Origin of the sequence: Rhodocytophaga aerolata (genome assembly GCF_030503435.1) — a bacterium.
Classification (GTDB): domain Bacteria; phylum Bacteroidota; class Bacteroidia; order Cytophagales; family 172606-1; genus Rhodocytophaga; species Rhodocytophaga aerolata.
On record NZ_JAUKPO010000036.1, the window covers coordinates 23,279 to 43,795 of the forward strand.

16 protein-coding genes are annotated in these 20,517 nt (G+C 43.8%); 11 read left to right on the top strand and 5 right to left on the bottom strand.

Annotation, left to right across the window (positions count from 1 at the left end; translation table 11 throughout):
* Positions 1 to 168: 168 nt before the first annotated feature.
* Entirely contained in the window at positions 169 to 2,592 is a 2,424-nt protein-coding gene (locus Q0590_RS31180) for a TonB-dependent receptor (RefSeq protein WP_302041579.1), read from the bottom strand.
* A gap of 880 nt (positions 2,593 to 3,472) precedes the next feature.
* Here Q0590_RS31180 and Q0590_RS31185 point away from each other — a divergent pair.
* From Q0590_RS31185 to Q0590_RS31195, 3 genes are all read left to right on the top strand, one after another.
* Positions 3,473 to 4,006, top strand: coding sequence for a RidA family protein (locus Q0590_RS31185; RefSeq protein WP_302041580.1), 534 nt, complete (start codon positions 3,473 to 3,475; stop codon positions 4,004 to 4,006).
* Between the two features lie 11 nt (positions 4,007 to 4,017).
* The gene (locus Q0590_RS31190) at positions 4,018 to 4,545 is read left to right on the top strand and encodes a GNAT family N-acetyltransferase (protein WP_302041581.1); all 528 of its coding nucleotides are present in this window, start codon (positions 4,018 to 4,020) and stop codon (positions 4,543 to 4,545) included.
* A 276-nt stretch (positions 4,546 to 4,821) separates the two neighbouring features.
* Positions 4,822 to 5,841 carry a ScyD/ScyE family protein gene (locus Q0590_RS31195; RefSeq protein WP_302041582.1) on the top strand — a complete coding sequence of 340 codons (1,020 nt, stop codon included), beginning with the start codon at positions 4,822 to 4,824 and terminating at the stop codon, positions 5,839 to 5,841.
* 444 nt (positions 5,842 to 6,285) lie between these two features.
* Here Q0590_RS31195 and Q0590_RS31200 read toward each other — a convergent pair whose 3' ends face one another.
* Both Q0590_RS31200 and Q0590_RS31205 read right to left on the bottom strand, forming a co-directional pair.
* Positions 6,286 to 6,477 carry a cold-shock protein gene (locus Q0590_RS31200; RefSeq protein WP_302041583.1) on the bottom strand — a complete coding sequence of 64 codons (192 nt, stop codon included), beginning with the start codon at positions 6,475 to 6,477 and terminating at the stop codon, positions 6,286 to 6,288.
* 256 nt (positions 6,478 to 6,733) lie between these two features.
* Entirely contained in the window at positions 6,734 to 6,955 is a 222-nt protein-coding gene (locus Q0590_RS31205) for a VF530 family protein (RefSeq protein ID WP_302041584.1), read from the bottom strand.
* An 807-nt stretch (positions 6,956 to 7,762) separates the two neighbouring features.
* Here Q0590_RS31205 and Q0590_RS31210 point away from each other — a divergent pair.
* Positions 7,763 to 9,004, top strand: coding sequence for an aminopeptidase (locus Q0590_RS31210; protein WP_302041585.1), 1,242 nt, complete (start codon positions 7,763 to 7,765; stop codon positions 9,002 to 9,004).
* 150 nt (positions 9,005 to 9,154) lie between these two features.
* Positions 9,155 to 9,616 carry a hypothetical protein gene (locus tag Q0590_RS31215; protein WP_302041586.1) on the top strand — a complete coding sequence of 154 codons (462 nt, stop codon included), beginning with the start codon at positions 9,155 to 9,157 and terminating at the stop codon, positions 9,614 to 9,616.
* Here Q0590_RS31215 and Q0590_RS31220 read toward each other — a convergent pair.
* Complete coding sequence (locus Q0590_RS31220) at positions 9,603 to 9,998, bottom strand: hypothetical protein (RefSeq protein ID WP_302041587.1); 396 nt, start codon at positions 9,996 to 9,998, stop codon at positions 9,603 to 9,605. The two genes, Q0590_RS31215 and Q0590_RS31220, sit on opposite strands and share 14 nt — an antisense overlap.
* 125 nt (positions 9,999 to 10,123) lie before the next feature.
* Between Q0590_RS31220 and Q0590_RS31225 the strand changes: the two genes are divergently transcribed.
* Together Q0590_RS31225 and Q0590_RS31230 are read left to right on the top strand one after the other, a co-directional pair.
* Entirely contained in the window at positions 10,124 to 10,891 is a 768-nt protein-coding gene (locus tag Q0590_RS31225; protein ID WP_302041588.1) for a hypothetical protein, read from the top strand.
* A gap of 13 nt (positions 10,892 to 10,904) precedes the next feature.
* Complete coding sequence (locus Q0590_RS31230) at positions 10,905 to 11,669, top strand: hypothetical protein (protein ID WP_302041589.1); 765 nt, start codon at positions 10,905 to 10,907, stop codon at positions 11,667 to 11,669.
* Positions 11,670 to 11,864: 195 nt separating this feature from the next.
* Here Q0590_RS31230 and Q0590_RS31235 read toward each other — a convergent pair whose 3' ends face one another.
* Positions 11,865 to 12,254: a hypothetical protein gene (locus Q0590_RS31235; RefSeq protein WP_302041590.1), complete on the bottom strand. Its 390-nt coding sequence runs from the start codon at positions 12,252 to 12,254 to the stop codon at positions 11,865 to 11,867.
* Positions 12,255 to 13,045: 791 nt separating this feature from the next.
* Between Q0590_RS31235 and Q0590_RS31240 the strand changes: the two genes are divergently transcribed.
* From Q0590_RS31240 to Q0590_RS31255, 4 genes are all read left to right on the top strand, one after another.
* Positions 13,046 to 13,945: an ABC transporter ATP-binding protein gene (locus Q0590_RS31240; protein WP_302041611.1), complete on the top strand. Its 900-nt coding sequence runs from the start codon at positions 13,046 to 13,048 to the stop codon at positions 13,943 to 13,945.
* Positions 13,942 to 17,541, top strand: coding sequence for an ABC transporter permease/M1 family aminopeptidase (locus tag Q0590_RS31245; protein WP_302041591.1), 3,600 nt, complete (start codon positions 13,942 to 13,944; stop codon positions 17,539 to 17,541). The genes Q0590_RS31240 and Q0590_RS31245 overlap by 4 nt, the downstream gene beginning before the upstream one ends.
* Positions 17,542 to 18,029: 488 nt before the next feature.
* Complete coding sequence (locus Q0590_RS31250; protein ID WP_302041592.1) at positions 18,030 to 19,529, top strand: mandelate racemase/muconate lactonizing enzyme family protein; 1,500 nt, start codon at positions 18,030 to 18,032, stop codon at positions 19,527 to 19,529.
* A gap of 464 nt (positions 19,530 to 19,993) precedes the next feature.
* Positions 19,994 to 20,359, top strand: a complete 366-nt coding sequence (locus Q0590_RS31255) for a DUF2200 domain-containing protein (RefSeq protein ID WP_302041593.1) — start codon at positions 19,994 to 19,996, stop codon at positions 20,357 to 20,359.
* The last annotated feature ends 158 nt before the right edge of the window (positions 20,360 to 20,517 follow it).

Sequence of the window (20,517 nt, forward strand, 5' to 3'; positions counted from 1 at the left end):
ATTGACAAGCAAAACGCACTTGATATACTGGAAGGTTTCAAAAGTAAACCTCTACCCATAAACCTGTTATTCTCAATGCCAGCTTACTTAAGTAAAACAGCATGTGATGGAGATGATAAGAAGTGTAAAAGAAAGGTGAATTTTGCCATTATTCCTTCAATCTTAGTTTCACTGCACTCTCCGGCGCTCCTCTTCCGAACCAGTGGCTCTTTGCTTAGCCGCTTTCACCTGGCTGTTGCCAAAATTGCGTGAATAGGTAAGACGTACGACCCGGGGTTCAAAACGAAAACCTATATTCTGATACATATCTAAGGCAGGCAGATCATTTATTGCCTCAAAAGGCATCGTCCAGAACAGATCTGATACGGATACTCTTAACGTACCCTTATTGTTGATTTTTTTCTGAATACCTACATTCACAAATCCATAGGGCTTAATTACCAGGATACCAAAATAGGAGCGCGACTTATAAAGGGCTGATACTTCAATGGAAAAATCCTTTGGCAAATTGAATGTTTGAGTTGAATTAATTTGACCTGAATACCCACGTATGTGCAGCGTTTCTCCCCCGTAATCTGTCATGCTCTGCTGCCAGTTGCCCATCAGATTGTTCTGCATTTGCCACCAGGAGCTAATGCTTAGAGGAATAGTCAGATTTAGTGAATAAGTCCGGACGCGATTAATGTTGTCTTTATAGGTATATTGTTTATTTTGCTCAGGATCAATCCGCATCACCCAGCTAATGGCATTGGCATCGTGGCTATACTGTAGAGCAAGCATGTACTTTTTCTTGTATTGATAAGAGGCCTGCAAAGCATTGGTGATGGCAGGTTTTAAAGAGGTATTGCCATACAAGGAAGTGTAGGGATCAACAAAGGTAAACACTGGCGCCAGATCATTGTAAGTAGGCCTGGTGATGCGGCGGCTATAGGAGAATTGCATACTGTTATTTTTATTGAGGTCTCTGGAAATAAACACACTGGGGAACAAATAGTGGTAACGGCGCTTCACTATGTTTTCTCCGGCCGTAGTGGTTAAGTCTGTGTGCGTATATTCCCAGCGTAAGCCCGTTTGCAGGCTTGTGTTCGCATCAAACTTGTGATGAAAGTTCATATAGGCTGCCCCAATATCTTCCAGCATCTCAAGATTTTCACTAAACTCGGGCTCTCTTTGCCATGCATCCTCATAGCGTTTTTCAAGCAGCACATTATTCTTTAATCTGGAAAAAGTAGCTTTGACGCCGGTTTCCAGCTTTGAATGTTCATTGAAATTTTTTGAGTAATCCGCTTTTCCAACCCAAAGGTGGAGAGGGGTACGTTTACTGCTGTTGAGCTGCTCCAGGCTATGGGTATTTTCTTGTCTGTATTGGTAAGCATTGGTATACCAATGTGGATTGTTGTGATGATAGAGCAGGTAATCCACATCTACACTTAGCTGCCCTTTGGAGGCAAAGGAATGCTCAAGGTTTACGTTTCCCATCAAATGCCGCCACTGGTTTATCTCATGGTCTTTCACATCTATGGTTTTCTCAATTTGTTTCGCTTGATAAAAGGCCGCCTCGTTGAGGGCAAACTGCTCTTGCCTGTTATTAAAGCCTGCGATCAGGCCGCTTAAGCTAGTTTGGGTGCCTAGTGAATATTCAAATCCTAGCCTGCCATTGTAAGTCAGATGATGTGTATTGCGGTTAGATACATTGCTGCTCTGCTGCAGTGTTTGATCATAAATAAACCTGCGGCTGGTATAGGTAGAGAACCAGTAATGATCCCAAAGAAATGAGCCATCCGCAAAGACATTTACTTTCTCCCGGCGGTGGTTTACATTCACGCTGGCAGCTGGCCTCTCATACCAGCCATACCCCATCGTTACCGAGTAGTTGCCATTGGTGCCAATATCGGTATTCTTTTTTAGCACAATATTGATTATACCCGCATTGCCTTCGGCATCATAGCTGGCGGAGGGAGCCGTGATGAGTTCAATCTTTTCAATGTTTCCGGCATTCATACCACTTAACATCTGCAAAATAGCTTCCATAGGTAAGCGGCTAAGCTTTCCGTTAATCATGACCAGTACACCTGTTTTGCCACTCATCGAAAGAGAGTTATTCTGCCGGTTAAGGCTAATGCCAGGCGAACGTTCCAGGATGTCGAGTGCTGTTGAGCCTGCTGCCGTAATACTACTGCCTACATTTACAACTAACTTATCTAGCTGCTGTTCAAATAAAGGCTTGCTTGCCTCTACAGTCACTTCATGCAGTTGCCTGCTGTCTTCTTGTAGGGTAACTGTTTTGAGATCAAAAATATCGTTACTGGAGGTTATCTGGAATAGGGAAGAATAACTCTTCTTATAGCCAACCATGGAACCAAGCAATATATAGGCGCCAGGTTTTATATCAGCTATATGATAGGTGCCGCTCTCGTTAGTTACCATGCCTTTCACCAAGGAAGAATCCTTGGCACTTAGCAGCAGCACATTAGCAAAGGCTAGCGGTTTGCCATCGCTTTCTACTTTACCACGAATGAGTGACTGGCCAAAGGTCTGCTGTGAAAAACAGAGAAAGAGCAGAAAGAGGGGATAAGTAAAGGTGTGTTTCATAAAGGGTAGCTTTTGCAATGATTCTACTTGAGTGGGATAGACCGATAGCAGCAACTGTGTCAGTATGTTCCATGTTCAAAAGTAAATTATGGAGACCAGGAAGCGGACTACTTGACTCGCTGCCAGATTTCCTCTAGAGCATAAGGCTTTTATGAGAAAAATTAGGCGGCGATTAGAATTGAAAAGCTAGCTGGCTTACTCAGATTAAGGAAGAACCACTTTACTGAAAAATGTACTAGAGGAGAATAAATATATTCTACCCTATTGGGCAATACTCCTATGCATCGCTTTCGCTGAAGCTATGCCTAAAAGTATAAGGTATGTGCGTTAATTCTTTGCGTTTGTATGTAACCTAAAAAGGTTGATTTGATGGAAGAGTTGATAACAAGAAGCCAAAAATGCTGTTACTTCTGCTGGTTTGATAAATTGAATTTACAGTATAACTGATTAATAGTCAATACTTAAAATTAGGTATTTTTTTATATTGACCTTTCTAGCCTCCTATCTTCTCCTAGAATTGTCTGCTAGAAACCTCTTCTTGTAAACAAATTCATCAGGGTAGGATAGGAGGCAACTAATTACACCTGGTGGAATAGCTTTATTGCCGGCAAAGCATGAGTCGCGAAGATGCATAGTGCCGATTGAATCAATTTTTTGGAAAATTTGCCTATGCGTTTTTTAGACAGGGAATTGATATGTTTTTTTTCTGCCATCCTCCACAACACTGGGCTCTTGTCTTTCCAAGAAACGATAGATAGATCCTTTCAGGGTTTATCCTTGCAATAACAGGATAAAATCTTTAAATAGTAGGAGCTTTAGTAAGTAAGTCTCCAGTTGATTTCTCCTTATCATTGCTAATACAAATCCATCCATGCATTCTATGACAAAGCTATTTTTTTCTCTTTTACTAGTAGTATTGCTCTCTACCCAGGCTAGCCTTGCCCAGAATAAGCAGGTAGACCCTGAAAAGCGAATCAAGGAACTAGGTATCACCTTAAAAGAACCCCCGGCACCTATAGCCAATTTCGTTCCGGCAGTGACGGCTGGCAAACTGGTTTTTATTTCAGGGCATGGACCTGTAGAGGCAAATGGGCAATACCTAAAAGGGAAAGTGGGTAGAGACCTGGATGTGGAGCAGGGTAAAGCAGCCGCCAGATTAACAGCGATTACTCTACTAGGGGTGCTCAAATCGCATGTGGGGGATCTCAGTAAAGTGAAGCGTATCGTGAAAGTGTTAGGCATGGTGAACGCTACCGAAGATTTTGATCAACATCCGCAAGTAATCAATGGCTTTTCTGATCTGATGGTAGAGGTGTTTGGGGAAAATGGCCGTCATGCCCGTTCGGCTGTTGGAATGGGTTCTCTGCCGATGGGGATTCCCGTAGAAATCGAGATGATTGTGGAGTTAAAATAAGCAGGTAGTTCTTGCTGAAAATAAAACATCGCATGGAGTATATTATAGAAACGCCGAGAGTAGGCTTACGAAAATTTACCCTGGCAGATACAGATTTTATACTTCGCCTTCTAAACAGTCCGGGATGGTTACAGTTCATTGGAGACCGGCATGTAAAAACTCATCAGCAAGCAGTCAGGTATCTTCAGCAGGGTCCTTTACAAAGCTATCATCAAAATGGATTTGGTTTATGCCTGGTAGAAAAGAAGGATGACAAAACGCCTATTGGCATGTGTGGGCTACTTAAAAGGAATAGCTTAGAAAACCCTGATATAGGATTTGCCTTCTTAGAAGACTTTCAGGGACAAGGCTATGCTTTTGAAATGGCTAGCGCTACGTTAACCTATGCCACAAATAGCTTAGGCATATCAAAAATTTGGGCAATCACCTTACCCAATAACCTGAAATCAATCCGCCTTTTAGAAAAACTAGGACTTTACTACCTCAAAACCCAATGGTTTGCCGATAGTAAACAGGAACTTTTCATATACAGTAATTAAATGCCCTGCCCATAACCGCAGCCTCCAGCTAAGTATGGTATCAGCCAGGATTCACGAAATAAAGATGCATTGCCTTAAAGTTGGTGCATCGCAGAAAAATAGACAGCAGTGTTGATCAGCCTACCTGAGCAAGGGCTGAAAAATAGTGGTCTTACAGCATAGGTTCTCATGCATCTTTGCTTATCTTGATAAGCATTTGAAATGGGCCTCCAGCATCATTTAGCTATTTTTTTACAATGTATCTATACTCATTTTTCATTATTCTCCTCTATAGTTATGCGCACTAAAACCACCTATCTAGTTGTAGTAATACTGTTTCTTTCTTTCACTAGTTGCCAGCACCTGTTGGAACTGGTGGAGCCGGTAACCCCCCGCGAGCCGCAGATTAGCACCTATGCCACCGGCCTTACGGCACCCTTAGGCATAGAATCCGATGCAAAGGGTCAGTTATGGATTACAGAAGCAGGTAGCGGGCTTTCTAACGACGGGGCACTTTCACTCATTACCCCGCAAGGAGAGGTACATAGGGTTGTAACCGGCTTTGCGTCGAGTGTAAGTCCGGAAGGGGCAGTTTTTGGCCTCAATCACCTGCTGCTCAAAGGCGATACCCTCTTTATGTTACATGGCGTGGAAGGAAGATTGTATAAATTCAATGTTTCTTCTTTTCATATCGGAGATGCGCCCCTGCAAGCGGGAGATCTTGCTTTTGAAGATCTGGGCTCTTTTGTAAAAAGCTATGATTTTGAGCAAGATACTGATGAAACCGATCTTTTCAACCTCACCATTGGACCCCACGGGGATATATTCATTGTAGATGCAGCGGCCAATGCGGTCATCCGCCGCAAGTCTGCAACCGGAGAACTAAGCGTATTTGCCAGTATTGCTCCCATCGATAATCCTTCTGCAGAACCTGCTCAGGTAGAAGCCGTGCCTACCGGAATTGTTTTTGATGGGCACAACTTCTACGTCTGTACCTTTACTGGCTTTCCTTTTCCCAAGAAAGCCACCATATACCGGCTTGACCAGGAGGGCAAGAGTTCAATCTATCAGACAGGCCTTTCAACGTTAACCGATATTGAGTTAGGCATTGATCTTAAACCAATAGTGGTAGAATATGGCAGCTGGACAGGAGAAGGATTCAGCGAAAATTCGGGGAATGTAATAAGAGCTGCTGCAGGTAAAAGCAACAGCTTGATCAGGGGATTAAATTTTCCAAACTCCCTTGAACGAAGCGGCCTGCGAACCTACTATATCGCCCAAACCTTTGATGGCCTGATTAAAAAAGCCACATTTTAAGCTACAGGGCTTGCAAGCTAGTACCTGTATCTAATAGGCTTTATGGACTGGCCTAGGGACATTACGTATTACTTACCGGGTCATTCAGCAGGGCAGGAATAAGATCACGCTACCCTGTTTTACCGGCAACTAATGCAGCACTGCCAGCGGGTAAGTCCCCTGGTTTTCCTGTCAGGCATACCCCAGAGAAACCACCTGTTTTTGGGTCAGCTAGTAGGCATAGTGGATTCAGTACATGGAAAGGGCTTGAGAGCCCTTTCCATAACACAGGTAATGGAACAGATATATAACCCTCATACTTAGCCTACCCTGAAGTTTATTCAGGATAAGCCTTGTATTTTTTCCGTGGGAGATTCCAGCGGAGATAGCAATAAAAAAGCCCCTTGAAAAAGGGGCTAGCAAAACTATAGTTATATCTTACAAAGATCTCTAAATAGATTGCACTTAAGCTAAGGCTACATTGACTGCGTTCAGGCCTTTTCTGCCTTCTTCTACCTCAAAAGTAACACTGTCATTTTCCCGGATTTCGTCCACTAAGCCTGTTACATGTACAAAGATGTCTTGATTGGTACCCTCTGTTTGAATAAAGCCGAATCCTTTGGCTTGATTAAAAAATTTTACTGTTCCTTTTTGCATTGATGTTGTGTTCTTATCTGTACATATTGTTATGTACAGGAGCATAACTGCCTGGGAGCTTAGTAAGTTCAGATCCCTACCTATTTCTTTTGCAGTTTTTAAAGCAGGATCACCTTTGGGCGTTTTGTTGGATGAAACCCGCTAACCCTTTTCTCCCCACAAGTCTGCTGCAAAAAGAACCCAGCCATAGCGAATCCAGACAGGGTAAACAATCTTAGGGATGCATACTTTCTGTAGAGTCTGCCAGTACTATCAATTATCTGCCTATACTTTCTATGTAGAGATCTTCCACTTTTTTTCTTGCCCAGGGTGTTTTCCGAAGAAAGGTCAGGCTGGATTTAATACTAGGATTGTGAGTGAAACATCGGATAGTAATCCTGTTTCCTAATTGTTCCCAGCCAAATTGCTCAACTAAATAGGTAAGGATCATTTCCAGGGTTTTGCCATGTAGTGGATTATTGAGTTGCTCTTCTTTCATAGTAACATTCGTATATAGGTATAACCTGCAGCAGCTTATAATTTACAGCAGCGTGTATCTTTGTGCTAAATTAGTAATCTATCATCGTCCCGATAAGCCATGCCTTAGCTGTTGATTGACCCCCATCTATGCTTGCTGGCAGCACTACTTTTTTCTCTAGCATGTTTTAGTTTTGTGCACCAGCTTTCACTTTGTGAAAAAAAGAAATCGAATCTACCTCTTGCTCCGGTACCCGTCAATCGGAATCGGCAAATTAATGCTTTTGTGAAATATTTTTAATTGTCTACCTACAATAGTTGTTTGTCATTAGCTCTTCTAAACGTATTTACATGGAAAAGATAAAGGTTGGTATCTTTAGCATATTGGGGCACATCCCTCCCAGGCATGCGTATCTTAATAAAATAACTGTTTAATAGCTGTTTTTATCCTAAGGTGGGGGTGGACGCAAATATTCCTAAGCATTAAAAAGATTTATTTCACGCATCACCCAGGTAAATACCTCCACTGATTTCATAGGACTAACCCTTGCTCACCATACATTCCATACACGGTTACGCAACATATATAGACAGGCAATAAGTGTCTGCCATGGCTTAAAAATACCTAAAATTAAGTATTGCAACTTTGCTGATTTACAGGTACTTTTAATCTAAATATCTAGTATCCCCGTTTGCCAGCCAGCTAGTTACCCAGGCATTGCCTGGAATTTTTTATCTAGTATGTTCCCCTTGTTTAAGTAAGTTATCATCATTGCCCGATTCTAAAACCAGGTAAAGCCTTTGCCAGGTAACACATATTTTTTAACCTATGAACCCCACTCGTATGAAAACCAACGTATCCCTAAGTACTCTTTTGCTGTGCAGCAGTCTATCCCTTTTGGCGCAGGTGCAACCTGTAAACTCAACAAGTCAGGAAAACCTGGTGAACCGGATTGTTACAAGTGTGGCTAATATAAAACCTGGAGAAACCGTATTAATAGAAGGTGACAAACAGCAAATAGACCTTATGGAGGCGCTTGCCGAGCAGGTTCATAAAAAAGGTGCCTATCCCATGTTACTTCTTGAAACAGAAAAAGTAGCCAAAGCCGGAGCCTTATTAGTTCCAGAAGCACATTTGGCTGCACACCATAAAGCCCTACATAAACTGGATGGAAAAGCAGACCTTGCCATCATCTTATCTTCGAATATAGATTATAATGCCATTGATAGTCAAGTTCCCAAAGCGTATGCAGATAAACGTCAGAAAGCAAGGCAACAGGTGCACAACGGGCAAGAAGAAGATTTGCGAACAGCCAAAACGGTCTATATTGGACTCCCAACCAAAGCAGTGGCAGAAGCCAATGGATTAGCTTATGGGACCTATGAACAGATGACCAATGCAGCCCTTGCGGTTGATTATGAAACCATTGCAGCCAAAGGAAAGAAAATAGCTGCTATGCTGAAAACCGGAAAAAAAGTGCAGATCACCACAGCGAATGGCAGCGATTTTACCTTTGATTTAGCAAGTCGATCTGTTATTATAAATGATGGCGTGATTTCAGAAGAAGATATAAAAAGCAGCGTTAAGCTAGACCGGTATGTTACGCTTCCTTCAGGATTTATTGTGGTAAGCGGTGTGGAAACCTCAGCGAATGGAAAAGTCTTTGTAGCAAGAGATAGGTTGTATGGAAATACCGGCGAAGAAAAAATCACCAATCTCTCTTTTGATTTTGTAGACGGAAAAATGACTAATCTAAAAGCAGCTACCAATCAGGCATTCCTGGAAAAGATACTTACAGATGCTGATCCCCGGATGAACCAATTTGCAGGATTTGCCATAGGGTTAAACCCTGCGCTGAAAGTACTAAGTGATGAAAAACAAGACTACCGCCCCATAGAAGCAGAAGGCCTGGTCTCCCTTCTGTTAGGGGGAAATGATCTGTGGGGAGGTACAAACAAGGTGAAAGAGGGTATAGGCTTTGCCATTGAAAAAGCCAACGTCTCCATTGATGGAAAAGTAATAGTCAAAGATGGGAAGTTAATGCCTGATAAATTAACAACCAGTAATTGATCTCCTTTTGTATCACTACCGGCTATCAAAGGTTAGTACTCGGTAAACTATAGCAGGCCAACACTTTTCAACGCATCCTCTTTATAATCCATTAAATCTCTTCTACTATAAAATCTACTTTATTGATGTATCACTATTACCTATACTCGTATGAAAACGCTATGTTTTAGTTTGGCTAAAGTAATTGTTTTTCTGCTCCCCGTTTTGTGGGGCTGTTCTACAGAGGAGGTTGCCCCTTCTTCCCTAAAACGTGATGCCAATGCACGGATTGGTGCCAGCAAAAAAGCCATAAGGATTACGACAACTGCTACCGGTATGCTAAATGAGTATACCTTTGTAGGAACAGTACAAATCGAAGGAGCCATTACGGCCACAGGAACCTATGTGATGCCTATTGCATTTAAAGGACAAACGTATCATTGCCTGGTTTATATTACCATACCCGGTCATGGAACCATTACCGTACGGGAAAACTGTAGTGCTGTTACTATGAATGGCGTATGGAAAGTTTTAGCAGGCACAGGGCATTATGCCGGTCTTGAAGGAGGAGGAAACCTGGTAATGCCAGATGATATACATGAAATTTTAACTGGAGGTGTTACCTGGCATTAACTGCTTTCAAGACAACATCCTGGACTTGGTTTGTCTGCCTGTTATACCACACTTCGGCATAAAAACTACCCATCCAGTACAGATTGATTCGATAACAGTCTTCTCTTCGGCTCTTGCAATACCTGCCATTGTTCCACACATAGTGGGCTTTTTCCTGGAGTGTTAAAAACATCATTTCCGTAATGGAGAGCATAACATCAGATACTTGGCTAGTAATCTTACCTGGTAGAATAAGCTTTAAAATCTTAAAATTACCTAAAAGTAAGTATTGCAACACTGCTGAATCTCCACTACTTTCATCTATTACTTCGCTTTGCTTGCTTTTCTCAACCAGCTTTTTATTTCTCAACCTGCTATCGCCATTATTTTTTCTTGTTAGCAAGCCTTTGTTGGCTAATAAAGCAACGTATGTGCTGGCTTAATCCTTTACAGCAAGGTAGGAGTCGCTTCCTTATCAATCTCCTGATAATCTTCTAAACCTGATCCACCCTCTAAACCCATTCTATCATGAAAAGCCTATTCACTATTTTCCTTTGTTGCCTTTCCTGGCAAATTCTTGCTCAAACCAATCCCTTAGTAGGTACTTGGATGATGGAAAGTGACACCATGAAAGAAATCAAAATTCTCACCCCTACCCATTATAGTTTTGTTGTGTTAGATGCAAAGAACAATAAAGTAGCCTATACTGGCTATGGAACGTATTCTGTCCAAAATGGTAAGTATATCGAAAACGCAGAATATGGTAACTTTGAACTGGATAAAAGTAAAAAGCTTGAATTTGATTATAAAGTAGAAGGGGATAAGTTTTACCAGAAAGGTTCTGTTACGCTTGCTGATGGAACAATAAACCGTATCAACAACTCATTTACTAAAGTTAAGCTTCCTGCACAAAATAATCCGGCGACCGGTACTTGGAACCAGCTAACTTCATCTGGTGTAGATGCAAAGGGCGAAAAGTGGTCACATACTTCTGCTACTCATATTCGCTACATGACTATTTCCCCTACCCACTACATCATTATAAGACAAAAAGACAAGCAGTTTGAAGATGTGCTGGCTGGAAGCTACCGCATGGAAGGAGATAATTTTATTCCTAATTGGGAGTTTGTTTCTAATCCTGTAACAGATGATATAAAGATTAAAATTATTCAGCGAATTCAAGCAGGTAAATTGCTGTGGGATGGAATGATGGTAGATAAAGAAGGTACACACACGTGGCATGATGTGTATGAAAAAGTAAATGGGAAACCTGCCAAAACTGCCTCCACTAAATAACCCGTAAGCTATTATGAAAATCAAATTACTTTTTTCTGTGCTATTACTGGTATTATACCTGCCATTACTAGCCCAAACCCAGGTCTTGGTAGGTACCTGGGTCATGGAAGATAAGCAAGCTGGGACAAAAGAAATGAAAATTATTACACCAACCCATGTTGGCTTTATGGTGATGGATTCAAAAAAGGATACGCTGATGTACGCAGGTTTTGGTACATATTCCATTGAAAACGGAAAGTATGTGGAGTATATAGAATTTGCTAACTACCAGGGAGATAAGTCAAAGCCCCTGGCATTTGACTATAAACTAGAAGGGGATACGTTTCACCAAACAGGCGCAGTGACCTTTGCTGATGGAAGAACTGTGATAGTAAATAACGTATTTACCAAAGTAAAGCTTCCAGCCCAGAATTTACAACAAATCGTAGGCACTTGGCAAATGGTATCCATGCAGTCTGAGGGAAAGGATGAAGAAAACACAGATAATACCAAGATGAAACTTATGCGCATAATTTCCCCTACGCACTGGATGGATATTGCCCAAACGGTAGATGGTAAATTCTCTTATGCACTTGCTGGAACCTATACCACAAAAGCTGATAAAATAATCGCACAATCCCAGATTCCCGCTATGGCTAATGGAAGGGTAGAAGTTACTTCCCGGCTAACAGGAGATAAAATCACCTTTACTGGCATCCATCGCCAAACAGATGGAAGCGCTCATACATTCACCGATGTATTCCAGAAAGTAGCTTTTAAAAAGGTTTCTATAAAATAATTCTGTAATCCCCTGCATTAGGTAACTTAAAATACTTCTTTCTCTCTGCCTGCTCCTTGTATCTAGTGGTGCAGACAAAGCCACTGATAGGAGCCTGCAATTTTAAAACTATCGTATTGGCTGTTGATAGAAGTATTCGGCAGCCAATACGATAGTGTGATGCTCCATCCATCCTGAAGATAGGCTGTGCTGCTGCTAGGCTAGCCACTTTTTGGCCTCTTCCAGCGTGGTAAAGTTGTGAATCTGAATTTGCTGATTCTGCACAGTGGTCAGCAGATTATTGGCTGAAGCTTGTCCGAAAATATCGGCAGACATAATTACTGCTTGCTTTTTATAACAGCCGCTTGAGACAGCTCTTACTACCCACTCACTGCCTGCCCATTCCTGATCTTTGGGTGCTAATACTTTCATGCTGCTAATATCCGATATCCAGTTATGGATCTTATGCTTTTTGGCAGCTACTAACGCTTTATCCAGGGCTTCTCTATATTTGGCACTCGGAATAAAGCCTTTCCAGGTTAGCAGAATAGCGGTCGCATTATTGACTAATTCTACGGTTACAAATTCATTCTTAAACTCGATCATAATGTAGAGGTAAACTTGTTGATGCCAGCAAACATACAAACTAGCTGGCAAGCGTATTTAACAGTTCACCTTGAGAACCTACTTCAGAAAGATGTGAAGCAAATTCTGACAAGTAAGCATATACCCAGATCTTCTGTAGTTAAGCAACACTTCCAGAAAGTGAAGAGAGTGTATAGGATGTATATGGCAGCCAAAAACTTAAAGCCATACAGTTGTTTATCAAAGCTAATCTTCCTGCTAGAGTAGGTAAAGGGAAATACGCCTGGAGACCGCTTAAAAGGAACAAAAAGGGAACAAACATACAAGGCTGGCGCGTAAAACAAAATTGAAGTCCTTTCCCTGTGCCCTTGATACTGAGTAGCTGTATAGGTGAAGTTGTTCTAACTCACCCTTTCTTTTTTTCTTTTACTGATTTTTTTCTCTGCCATCCCGAGGGTTTTCATTTGCCATTTCCCGTTTCAGGCTTCTATATATTTGCCGGGTTTCATGCCAAATTTTGTGTAGCCGCCCATAGTACAATTGCTTTATTGTTTACCTACAGTGCCTACTATACTTTGACTGAACTCATTCTGCCAGGTAAGAAGGAGTTGGAGATAACACAGCAAATTTTTTTAAAATAAATTTTGATGTATAAAAAGTTTTGTTACATTCGTAGTGTACTAAGTAAGTAGTACACTATAACACTAACTATCGAACAAGGTCAGCTTACTCAAACATGTGAATCCTAAACTTTTTAATACCATAGAATGATAAATTATACGCCCACAGGTGTTCAGGAAACGGCCAGGCAAATAGAATTAACTATTTCCAATCTCTCCAAAACCTATTCAAATGGGGTACAGGCCCTAAACAAGGTAAGCCTTACCATTCCCAATGGAATGTATGGTCTGCTTGGCCCCAATGGTGCCGGCAAGTCTACGCTAATGCGCATCCTGGCTACCTTGCAAGAGCCAGATACAGGAAGTATTCACCTGGGTAGAATAGATGTGTTGAAGGAGAAAGAGAAAATACGCCAGACGCTGGGCTATCTTCCCCAAGAATTCGGAGTTTACCCCAGCTCCAGGGCGGAAGATTTGCTGGATTACTTCGCTGTGCTCAAAGGAATCACGAGCCGTGCTTCTAGAAGAGAAGTAGTAGAAGCCTTACTGAAACAAACCAACCTTTGGGATATGCGCAGGCAGAAACTTGGCGGCTTCTCTGGTGGGATGAAGCAGCGTTTTGGCGTGGCCGTGGCGCTGCTGGGCAACCCCAAACTGATGATTGTAGATGAGCCGACGGCTGGGCTGGACCCTGCCGAGCGGGTGCGGTTCTTAAACCTGCTCAGTGAGCTAGGAGAGAATAGTGTGGTGATTCTATCCACCCACATAGTAGAAGATGTGAGCGAGCTTTGCACCAGGATGGCTATTATCAACAAAGGACAAATTTTGCAGGAAGGAGAACCTCTAAAGGCAGTAGCAGGACTACAAGGAAAGATCTGGCGACGCATGGTGGAGAAAAGGTTGTTGCCAACATTGGGGCAGGAGCATACCATCATCTCTACCAAGCTGCTAAGCGGACGGACAGTCATCCATATTTATAGCGAAGAAAATCCCGGCAATGGCTTTGAACCCGTGGCCCCTGACCTGGAAGATGTCTATTTCTCCACCATGGCCGGACGTATAAGAAACTATAAACCGGAGGTCGCACAATGAAGCTCTGGACGATCTTTCGCTTTGAGTTCGCCTATCTGGTAGGGCGCCCTTCCACCTGGCTCTATTTGATAGTGCTTCTCGGATTTACCATATTGATGAACCTATTTATTACCCCTGGCGACGGGGTTTACCCTAACAATACCTTCCACATTACGGCTATTACTGTCATAGGCGGGCTTATCTGGCTGCTTATGGGTGCAGCCACAGCTGGTCAGGCAGCCGCCCGGGATGTGCAGATGCGTATGTATCCCCTGACTTACACAGCGCCAGGTAGTAAACTTCACTACCTTGGAGGTCGGTTTCTGGCAGCTTTTGCCGTGAATGCAGGGCTGACTCTTTCTTTGCCGGTAGGTGTGCTGCTTTCCTTTTATCTGCCAGGTATGGATCAAGGTCTATTATTACCGTTCAGGCCATCGGCGTATCTGAGTGTCTACTTCCTGATTGCCTTACCCAATACTTTTGTTGCCACAGCGCTCCAATTCTCCTTTGCAGCACTTAGCCAAAAGGTAATGGCAAGTTATCTGGTCAGCCTGTTAGTAGCCATTTTTGCTCAGATTATCGCGCTAGCGGTGGCAAAGCTTCTGGGGAATTGGGACCTGGTAAAATTACTGGACCCGGTAGGTGTTGCCGGAATTGTAGGCAGCGAACTGCAAACATGGACGCCGGTAGAGAAAAATACCCGGATCATTATGCTAGAAGGCATGTTTCTTTGGAACCGTGTCTTGTGGGGGAGTGTAGCTATAGGTTCGTTAATACTTACCTATCTTCGCTTCCGCTTTACTCAACCTGTAACCAAAGGAGGAAAGATCCGCTTTACATGGTGGAAAAACGTGGGGGCTACTACCGCTGCCGAGACCGCTGTAAGGAACGCAACCGCCATTTCCGTTCCGCAGGTTCATCGAAGCTTCGGCTTTGCCACCTATTTGCAGCAGCTAATTACAATTGCCTGGGCCTCTTTTAAGATAATAGCCAGGCACCCGGTAGGACTTACGCTTGTTGGTGCTGCTGCCCTAGTTTCAGTGATGTTCGGCAACCAAATCATGACCCCGTTTGGCATTCCACTGCTTCCCACAACCGCGCAGGTGTTAACCTACCTGACCGCTCCGGTAGGTAACAGCACTACCCCATGGGTGGTTATTCCGCTCCTCATCCTATACTTTGCTGGCGAGCTTGTCTGGAGGGATCGGGATGCAGGCCTACGTGATCTAACTGATGCTTCTCCAGTACAGGAATGGGTACTTTTTACAGGTAAATTCCTGGGCTTAGGTCTCATCATTGGTGTATGGATGGCATGGCTGATGGCAGCAGGTATAGGGATGCAGGTGGGCATGGGCTACCATAAGGTAGAGATAGGCTTGTACGTGCAGGTTCTGTTTGGACTCCAGCTCATAGACTATCTGCTTTTTGCCTTGCTTGCCCTGGTGGTACACATAGTAGTGAATCAAAAATATAGTGGCTATGTGGTGGTGCTTTTAGTGTTGGGCTTTATAGCCTTTCCTGCCACATTCGGGGTCGAGCACCCAATGCTCATTTTTGGGAAAGACCCGGGATGGTGGTACACCGACATGCGTGGCTTCGGACCTACACTTGTGCCCTGGCTGTGGTTTAAACTATATTGGATAGCCTGGGCTCTGCTGCTTGCTGTGGCCGCAAGATTGCTTTGGGCACGGGGAAGAGAACAAAATTTGAAATACCGTCTCCGGTTAGCAGGGCACCGTCTTAGCGGCTTAACCACCTGGGTTGCCATCATAGCCGCAGGGCTCATTAGTACACTGGGGAGCTTCATTTTTTATAATACCAATGTGCTCAATGAGTACCTGACCAGCGCCGACATGAATGAACGGAAAGCCCAATACGAACGGCGATACGGCCAGTACAGAAACACCCCGCAACCCCAATTAGTTGCTACCAAGCTGCAGGTGGAGATCTACCCCGATCAACAGCAAGTCGAGATCCGGGCCGTGTATACACTGGTGAATACGGATAGTGTATCTATTGATTCCATACATATAAGCAGCAATTGGGGCATAGAACCCAGTGAAGTGAACTTCAGCCGTAAAGCTGCCGGCGTACAGATAGACAAAGAACTACATTACCAAATTTATGCACTCAAGCAACCACTACAGCCAGGAGATTCCCTACTAATAAACTTTGCCGTGCACTATAAAGGGCGTGCGTTCGCTCATAGCGGCACAAGCGCCCTGGTGGTGGATAACGGTACTTACTTCACCAATTACGACCTGCTGCCAGCCATTGGCTACCAGCGCTACCGGGAAATGAATGATGCGGTCCTTCGGAAAAAGTATAGGCTTGCTGCGCGACCTGAGCTACCCTCTCTTTATGACCGGGAGGCACGTAATAAGCCCCTTAGTAGGGATCAGGCCGCCTTTGAGGCCATCGTAGGTACGGCAAAGGAAGAAGTTGCCGTTGCGCCGGGTAGGTTGCTCAACTCCTGGACCGTTGGCGGCCGGCGCTACTTTCACTACAAAACAGATGCTCCCATCGGCGGGGAGTACGCCCTCTTATCAGCGAAGTATGCGGTGAGGGAAAGCACATGGAAGGATGTAGCGGTCAGGGTTTATTATCATCCGGGCCACGCTGCAACTATAGACCGGCTGCTGCGGAGCATAAACGCATCACTGGCGTATTTTACCAGGCAGTTTGGTCCTTACCCCTATAGCCATTTAACAGTAGTAGAGCGCGCCGGTTCCGGGGGCGGAGCAAGTGCGGATGCGAGCATGATCAATTATGGAGAAGTGTATTCCCTGATGAATCCTGATGAGGGTCCGGATGGTTTTGACCTTCCCTACTATATTTTGGCCCATGAAGTGGCGCACCAGTGGTGGGGACTTGCCAGACTAACCCCTGCCAACGTGGAAGGGGCGGGTGTGCTGATTGAAGGGCTTGCCGTCTATTCTGGTATGCAGGTGCTGGAGGAGAGCTATGGGGATACTCATTTGCGGCAATACGTGGACTTACTGCATTCATCCTATGAGATGCCACGCTCCCTGGCAACCGCTTCCTTACTTGAGGCCAACGAATCCTTTTTATACTATCGGAAGGGCGGAATCGCCATGTATGCCCTGAGTAAGTACCTAGGGAAAGAAAAGGTTAATGGTGCGCTTCGAAGTTTGCTCCAAAAACGCACCACAGGAGTGCTACCCCTGCCCACTACCCTGGATCTTTATGGAGAGCTGCAACAAATTACCCCAGATTCCTTACATTACCTGTTAGATGACCTGTTTAAACTCAACACCTATTGGCGCCTCAAAACAAAACAATTTGCCCTAGAGCAAACGGATGGGGGAAACTGGCAGGTAACACTGAAGGTGCAGGCTCAAAAGGTGGTAGTGGATCGTACGGGGTATGAAAAGCAGGTACCGATGAATGACTGGCTGGAAGTGGGCATATATGAAGAAGGAAAAGGGCTAGACGAGCCGCTCTACCTTCGGATGCACCGTATCCAGTCTGGTGAGCAGACCATACAAGTGATTGTGCCCCGAAAGCCTCAACGCGGCGGTATTGATCCTAACCACCTGATGATTGATTTGAGGCTTGATGATAATATGAGGCAACTGGACGGGGAGGCAGGTTAGCTTTAAGGTATGCCAGTTAAGCTATTCTAAAAAGTTCATTGTGTTTGATAAGGGCAAAAGGGAAAGGTATAAGTTATCGCTTCCTGCGTTAACAGGCGTCCTTCCTCTCTTGTCCCTATTTTTGTATCGATGCCCATAAGACTTTTAGGAAGTTGTCTGAAAAGGGAAATACCATTACCGGCAAGCTTGCTTTTGTTGATAATAAATAAGTTCAGCAATAGCTTACAGGCTTAGCCGGAGCCTTGTAAAGCCTCCAGGAATTCGAGTATCCCTTGTTTTCTCAAGATACGTATAAAAAATATTTATATGATGAGGGTATTTTGTTGCAAACAGGCTCTTATGAGTGAAAGAAGGATTCTATAAGAATTTTTTGCTTGCTTTCTAATGCTGACAGCCTTCCAAAGCAGCCAAATTAGTACAATGGCTGCAGCTGCTGTTAGTTATTAATTAATTTTTCACTAATTATTTACCCCAATCCTTTCATCCAAATGAAAAGTATTTTACAACAAATTATTGCCCAGAACAAAAAACAGGAAATAGCCGATGCAGCTGCCCGTCAGCAGGAAATCAATCATCCGCAAACTACAGATAAGCGCAGGGATTTCCTGAAAAAAACGGCACTTGGCGGTATTGCCTTGGGTGGTTTTATGGCAGCTTCCATAGAAGATACCCTGGCGCAGACTACCTCTAAGGTGAAACGCGCTTCCAGCCCTTCGGAGCTGAAAATTACCGATATGCGCTATGCATTAACCAATGTCATGGGTGGCACGGCTATTATCCGGATTGATACTAACCAAGGTATCTATGGCTTGGGAGAAGTCAGGGATGCGGCTGATGTGCGCTATGCCCTTTTTCTAAAAAGCCGCATACTAGGAGCTAACCCTTGTAATGTGGAATTGATATTCAAGACCATTCGTCAGTTTGGGGGGCAAAGCCGGCAAGCAGGCGGTGTATGTGCCGTAGAGATGGCCCTTTGGGATTTATGCGGCAAAGCCTACAATGTACCTGCCTGGCAGTTGCTAGGGGGCCGCTACCGGGATAAGGTCAGGTTATATGCCGATACACCTGAAGCTGGTTCTGTGGAAGAGCAAAAAAAGCTGATCAACTACCGCATCAATGATCAAGGCTATACATGGCTTAAAATGGATCTGTCCATTGCAGAGTTAAAAGGGAAGCCAGAAACCCTGGTGAATGCCAAACCCTGGGAGAACAGCAAGGGCGATCTTGCGCAGTGGGGAGACCAGACCAACCCTATGTCCTATGCCAATACCTTACACCCCTTCACGCAGATACAAATTACAGACAAAGGCCTGGAGGAACTGGCTGCCATCGTGGATAGCACCCGTAAACTGATAGGCTATGATATTCCTATTTCTACCGATCATTATGGCCATTTTGATATGAATAATGGAATCCGGTTAGGAAAAGCCGTAGAAAAATACCGCTTAGCCTGGCTGGAAGATCTGGTTTCCTGGGAATTAACCAGCCAATGGAAGACCATCTCTGATGCGCTGGAAACGCCTACAACTACCGGAGAAGATATCTATCTGCTCAAATATTTTAAGCCCTTGATCGATGCACGGGCTGTGGATATTATTCACCCGGATTTAGCCAGTTCGGGTGGGCTGTTGGAGACCAAACGGATTGGTGATTATGCAGAAGAAAATGGCATAGCTATGGCCATGCACCAAGCCGGAACACCTGTTTCCTTTATGGCTTGTGTCCATTGTGCAGCGGCTACTCAAAATTTCCTCTCCTTAGAGCACCATTCGGTAGATGTTCCCTGGTGGGAAAGTTTAGTAAAAACCACCGATGGCCGGCAATTAATAACCAAAGGCTATGCTACTGTGCCACTTTCTGCACCCGGATTAGGTATAGAGCTCAATGAAGATGTAGTCAAACAACATTTGCATCCAAGAGATAAGACCTTTTTTGCCCCTACAAAAGAATGGGATGAAAGACGTTCAGTAGACCGCATTTTTAGTTAATTCTTAGGTTACCAAAAGTGTGACTTTTCGCTCAGATAGTCCTACGCAATGGATGTTGCGTAGGACTTTTGCATAGTAGCATTCTTTTCAGCTTTTCATTGTCAAAGATAAACTGATGCTTTAGCTAGGGATAGACATGCAGGAAAAACAGAAAAACGAATGTTAATTCCATAAATCAGGATGATCTATGGATGAACAAGCTACAGTTGAATGAAGCGTAAAACAAGCCTGTCAGGATCAGATGAACGGAGAAGTAGCTTTTTGGGAAACAAACAGGTAGAGGAATTGCCTTTATGACTTAAAAATTTCCTTCCCTAATTGCCTGACAGGGATGATTGATTTAACTACCTAATGATCTATCAATGTAGAATCAATGACTGTAAGGGAAGGTAAAGAAGGGAAATTGATCCGTATTTTTATTGCATTACCCCAAGTGATACTACCTACTAACAAGCCTATAAAGCATGAACATAACACCCGAACACGAGGCAAGAATGGCAAAAATGACGTTCTCTTCTGTATATCCGCACTACCTCAAAAAAGTGGAAAGCAAAGGCAGGACCAAAGAAGAGTTGCATCAGGTGATAGCCTGGCTGACAGGCTTTGACGACAAAAAAATACAAGAGCTGATTGAGGGGAAAGTAACTTTTGAAACATTCTTCCAGATGGCCACAGTAAACCCAAATGCACACTTGATTAGGGGAACCATTTGTGGCTACCGGATAGAAGATATTGAGCATCCTTTAACCAGACACGTCAGGTATTTAGACAAGCTCGTAGACGAACTGGCCAAAGGTAAGAAGATGGAAAAGATTTTGCGGCAAGCCTAAAAGCAACTGATAAACATCTACCAACATAAAACGGCTACGCCCCTTGCCTGTAGCTTATGGCACGTTGTGTGCTAGATAGAAAGTTTCTGGCGCTTTGCCAGGTTGGTCATGAGCCGGAAGAAACCTGCTTCAAAAGAAGCAGAAGCCAACATCAAGAC

Bases quoted from the DNA above. Each gene is read 5' to 3' on its own strand.
- Q0590_RS31210 (WP_302041585.1), top strand. From the start codon at position 7,763: ATGAACCCCACTCGTATGAAAACCAACGTATCCCTAAGTACTCTTTTG.
- Q0590_RS31255 (WP_302041593.1), top strand. From the start codon at position 19,994: ATGAACATAACACCCGAACACGAGGCAAGAATGGCAAAAATGACGTTC.
- Q0590_RS31185 (WP_302041580.1), top strand. From the start codon at position 3,473: ATGACAAAGCTATTTTTTTCTCTTTTACTAGTAGTATTGCTCTCTACC.
- Q0590_RS31205 (WP_302041584.1), bottom strand. From the start codon at position 6,955: ATGAAAGAAGAGCAACTCAATAATCCACTACATGGCAAAACCCTGGAA.
- Q0590_RS31230 (WP_302041589.1), top strand. From the start codon at position 10,905: ATGAAAATCAAATTACTTTTTTCTGTGCTATTACTGGTATTATACCTG.
- Q0590_RS31235 (WP_302041590.1), bottom strand. From the start codon at position 12,254: ATGATCGAGTTTAAGAATGAATTTGTAACCGTAGAATTAGTCAATAAT.
- Q0590_RS31195 (WP_302041582.1), top strand. From the start codon at position 4,822: ATGCGCACTAAAACCACCTATCTAGTTGTAGTAATACTGTTTCTTTCT.
- Q0590_RS31200 (WP_302041583.1), bottom strand. From the start codon at position 6,477: ATGCAAAAAGGAACAGTAAAATTTTTTAATCAAGCCAAAGGATTCGGC.
- Q0590_RS31250 (WP_302041592.1), top strand. From the start codon at position 18,030: ATGAAAAGTATTTTACAACAAATTATTGCCCAGAACAAAAAACAGGAA.
- Q0590_RS31225 (WP_302041588.1), top strand. From the start codon at position 10,124: ATGAAAAGCCTATTCACTATTTTCCTTTGTTGCCTTTCCTGGCAAATT.
- Q0590_RS31215 (WP_302041586.1), top strand. From the start codon at position 9,155: ATGAAAACGCTATGTTTTAGTTTGGCTAAAGTAATTGTTTTTCTGCTC.
- Q0590_RS31180 (WP_302041579.1), bottom strand. From the start codon at position 2,592: ATGAAACACACCTTTACTTATCCCCTCTTTCTGCTCTTTCTCTGTTTT.
- Q0590_RS31245 (WP_302041591.1), top strand. From the start codon at position 13,942: ATGAAGCTCTGGACGATCTTTCGCTTTGAGTTCGCCTATCTGGTAGGG.